The 3,949-nt window shown below is 61.2% G+C and carries 3 protein-coding genes and 1 tRNA gene; all 4 read right to left on the bottom strand.

The features are described from left to right. Nucleotides 1-271: 271 nt before the first annotated feature. Complete coding sequence (locus JO015_08005; protein ID MBV9999041.1) at nt 272-1,156, bottom strand: oxidoreductase; 885 nt, start codon at nt 1,154-1,156, stop codon at nt 272-274. A gap of 22 nt (nt 1,157-1,178) precedes the next feature. Next, nucleotides 1,179-1,259, bottom strand: a tRNA-Leu gene (locus JO015_08000). 129 nt (nt 1,260-1,388) lie between these two features. Continuing rightward, nucleotides 1,389-2,411: a zinc-dependent alcohol dehydrogenase family protein gene (locus JO015_07995; GenBank protein MBV9999040.1), complete on the bottom strand. Its 1,023-nt coding sequence runs from the start codon at nt 2,409-2,411 to the stop codon at nt 1,389-1,391. A 59-nt stretch (nt 2,412-2,470) separates the two neighbouring features. Beyond that, the gene (gene malE, locus JO015_07990; protein ID MBV9999039.1) at nt 2,471-3,655 is read right to left on the bottom strand and encodes a maltose/maltodextrin ABC transporter substrate-binding protein MalE; all 1,185 of its coding nucleotides are present in this window, start codon (nt 3,653-3,655) and stop codon (nt 2,471-2,473) included. Nucleotides 3,656-3,949: the final 294 nt, after the last annotated feature.

The following is a 3,949-nucleotide window of genomic DNA, read 5'->3' as shown; positions in this document are numbered from 1 at the left end:
CAGCTCTTTGCCGGGTAAGCCGGACGGGCGGGTTCACTCATCGTTTAGCTAAGCGGGTGCATCCCTGCGGGTTCAGCTGCAGCCGGGCCTCCCAAAGAGTTGGTCCGCGCCTTTCCTGAGTTTTGGTACGCAACCTGGCACCCTTAGGATTCAGGGCGAATTGCGGGCCTGTTGCCGCCCCAAAATGGCCAGCACGCGGACTCTTTTGCACGGCCGGCCCGCTCTCTCTGTACTCCGGCAGAGGGGATCAGAGGGCGTGCCGCAATCAGTGCTATACCGCGCCCGCTGCGGCGATCCCGTCCAACTCCGTCAGGGTTTGCGGCGACAGGGTTAACCGGCCGGCGGCCAGGTTCTCACGGAGGTGGACGATCGACGACGTGCCCGGGATCAACAGGATGTTGGGCGACCGGTGCAGCAGCCATGCCAGCGCGACCTGCATCGGTTTGGCCCCGAGCCGGTCCGCAACCGTGGACAAGGTGGATGACTGCAGCGGCGTGAACCCGCCGAGCGGGAAAAACGGCACGTACGGGATGCCCCGCCGGGCCAGGTCGTCGATCAGGGCGTCGTCGTCGCGGTGAGCCAGGTTGTAGTTGTTCTGCACGCACACGACGTCGGTAATCGCCTGCGCTTCGGCGATCTGGGCGGCCGTAACGTTGCTCAGGCCGATGTGGCGAATCAGCCCCTTACGCTTTAGATCGGCCAGGGCCGTTATCTGTTCGGCGATGGACCCCTCCGCTGGGCCATGGACTGACCCCATGGTGCGGTAGTTGACGACATCCAGGGCGTCCAGCCCCAGGTTGCGCAGGTTGTCATGGACGCCGGCGGTCAGTTCCTCGGGCGAGATGGCCGGCTGCCATGAACGGTCAGGCGGGCGGCGGGCTCCCACTTTGGTGACGATCACCAGCCCCGCCGGATACGGGTGCAGAGCCTGCCGGATGACTTGGTTGGTGACGTGCGGGCCGTAAAAGTCCGACGTGTCAATATGGTTAACGCCGGCTGCGATGGCTTCTCGAAGAAGGGTGATGGCGCCGTCCGGGTCCTTTGGCGGTCCCCAAACACCGGGGCCGGCAAGTTGCATCGCGCCGTAGCCGATGCGGTGAACTGTCAACGAGGTGCCTGGGAAGGTGAACCGGCCGCCGAGTGTGGCTTCACTCATAAATCTGCTCCTTTCCGCTCTCTGCTCGGGGGGGGACTTGAACCCCCACGCCTTGCGGCATACGCCCCTCAAACGTACGTGTCTGCCATTTCACCACCCGAGCATCAGGAGGAGCCGGAATCTGTACCATGGCCTTTGCCGGCCGCAAGTGTTTCTTTGGCTCCCTGGCGGGCATGATCCGCCGGAGGTTCATTCATTCGTTCGTGCGCGCGCGTCCATTAAATGCCCTGCGTTACGATTCGGGCACAATGGCCGTTTTCACGCCTTTTCGCGCCCAGGCCATGTCGAGGGCCTGCTGGTACTCCGGCAACGGAATCTCCTGGGTAATGATCTCGTTAACCTTAACCTTACCGCTCTCCAGATAAGCAATGGCGCGGGGGAAACTATGGATCTGCGCAAACGAACCTTTGACGCTGATTTCGCCCCGGAACAGGTCAAAGGGGTTAAACCGAACCGAAGCTTTCTCCGGGTAAACGCCGTACACGAGCAGCGTGCCGCCGCGACGCACGAACCGCAGCGACTCCTCGCAGATGGCGGGCGCTCCGGTGGCCTCAATGACGTAATCGAATCCCCCGGGGCTCAGCGCCTGCAGCTGCCGGCGATGCGCTTCCGGGTCGTGCCGATTCACCGGCACGACTTCATCGGCACCGAGTCGCGCGGCCAGGTCAAGCTTCGGGCCGGGCGGCGCGGCGACGACGAGCCGGGCGGCTCCGTTAAGCCTGACCAGTTGCGCCAGTACCTGGCCGGTCGGGCCCGCCCCAAAAAGCAGCACGTCACTGCCCGGCTTGGCATCCAGGACCTCGGTGCCGTGCAACGCGCAGGCGGTAGGCTCAACCATGACTGCCTCACGGGCACTAAGCCGGTCGATCACGAAAAGCCGGTTGGCCTTGATTTTGACGTACTCGGCGAAGCCGCCGTGATGGTTGATGCCGTAACAGCTCAGATTCTCGCAATACAAGAAGTCCCCGCGCCGGCAGTAAAAGCAGTACCCGCAGGCCAGATTACTGTTGGCGACTACCCGTTGGCCGGTTTTGAATCCGGATATCTCGCTGCCGATTTCGACGAGTTCGCCGGTGAACTCGTGGCCCGGGATCAAAGGGAAACGCGGGCCGAATTCTCCTTCATGGACGTGAAGGTCGGTACCGCATAAGCCGCAGGCGTGGACCCGAATCAGCACTTCATCCGGTTCGATCTTCGGCTCGGCCGTGTCTCGATAGGAAAAATTACGGGGCGCGTCGTAGACGATGGCTTTCATAAAAAAAGAGGCAGAGGCGAAGGATGGCCGCCCGCCGGCGGTGGAGCTTCGCCGGTTGGTTATCGCGACATGTTTTCCGCGGCTTTTTGGAGTGCGACCTGCGGCGGGGCCTGGCCATTGGTGGCAACTTCCAGGGCCGAACCCAGCGAACTCCAAAACCGGCCCATCTGTGGAATGTTCGGCATTACCTCGCCGGCATCCGAACAGGTTTTAAGGTCCCGGATCAGCGGATTGTCCTGGGCGAGCTTTTCGTACATGGTTTTCAATGCCGGCAGCCCGAGCGGCTTTGCTTCATTGGCGAGCCCTAGAGCGGCGTCCGTGACAAAGTAGTCTTCCAGGAATTCCCGGGCCAGGTCCCGATTCGGTGTACTGCGATCCATATAGGCGACCGACACGCCGATGAAGGCGCGCCCGGGCTTGTTATTCATGCCGGGAACGGGTGCCACCCCAAAATCGATTCCTTTTTTGATGAGGTCAGGCCAGTCCCATGGACCCGAGATCATCATGGCGAGCTTGCCTTGAGCCATCAACTCCTTGGCCATGGAGTTATCCGCCATGCCCTTGGGTAAAATCCCGGCGTGCACCAGGTCGATGATCTGCGTCAGGGCTTCCACGGCGCCCGGGGTGGCCACGCCGACATTATGAATGTCGTAACCCTCGGGCGTCTTGGCGAAGATGTACGCTCCCGCGCTGGCCAGGATGCCCCACGAATAAAAAGGACTGCTGTACTGCCAGAGGATGCTCGATTTGTCGGGATGGGCGCGTTTGAATTGCTCGTTAAAGGACTGCAGGTCCGGCAGTTGGCTGGGCGGCACACCGTTGATGAGTTGCTTGTTGTAAATCAGGCCGACCACCTCAAAGCTCAGCGGGTAACCCCAAAGCTGGTTGTCGTGGGTCACGGCGTCCCAGGCTTGCGGGAGGAATTTGGCCTTGTACTCGTCACTGACTTCGATCGGGGCGATCAGACCGCCGTCCGCCCATTCCCCGACCTTGTCGTGTGCCCAGATCACCACGTCGGGACCCTTCTTGCGCTGGGCGGCGATGGGAAAATTGTCGGTGACCTTCTCAGGCGCTTCAATCCTGACCTTGATACCGAGGTCTTCCTCAAACTTTTGAGCGATCGGGGCCACGGCCTGAGCACGATCGGAATCCATCCAGATGAGTAGCTCGCCGTTCGTCCATGCAAACAGCGGACAAGTGAGATACGCGAAAATGCTCAGCAATAACCAAATGATCCTGTTCATGGCGGAGGGGAACTGGCCGTGCAAAACTGCGACGAATCCACGTAAGAATCAACCGAAACTGGTGTCGGCCGGAGTTCGGAGTTCGGTCACACGGCGGGGTTGGCGGGCACAACGTAAGAGTTCACACGGTCACACCACGGGCACCACGTAAGAGTTCACACGGCGAACACGGCGGGCCACGGCGACCACGGCGGGAAGAGGAAAGGGTTCGGAGTTCGAAGCGGCAGAGAATGCCACAAATGAAGAGGCGCCGGGGCTGGTAATCTTTTTTCTGCGTGTTCTGCGGATGATTCT

This window comes from Verrucomicrobiota bacterium (genome assembly GCA_019247695.1).
GTDB lineage: Bacteria > Verrucomicrobiota > Verrucomicrobiia > Chthoniobacterales > JAFAMB01 > JAFBAP01.
The sequence above is the reverse complement of the archived record's forward strand: the minus strand, read 5'-3'. Positions and strand labels throughout refer to the sequence as shown.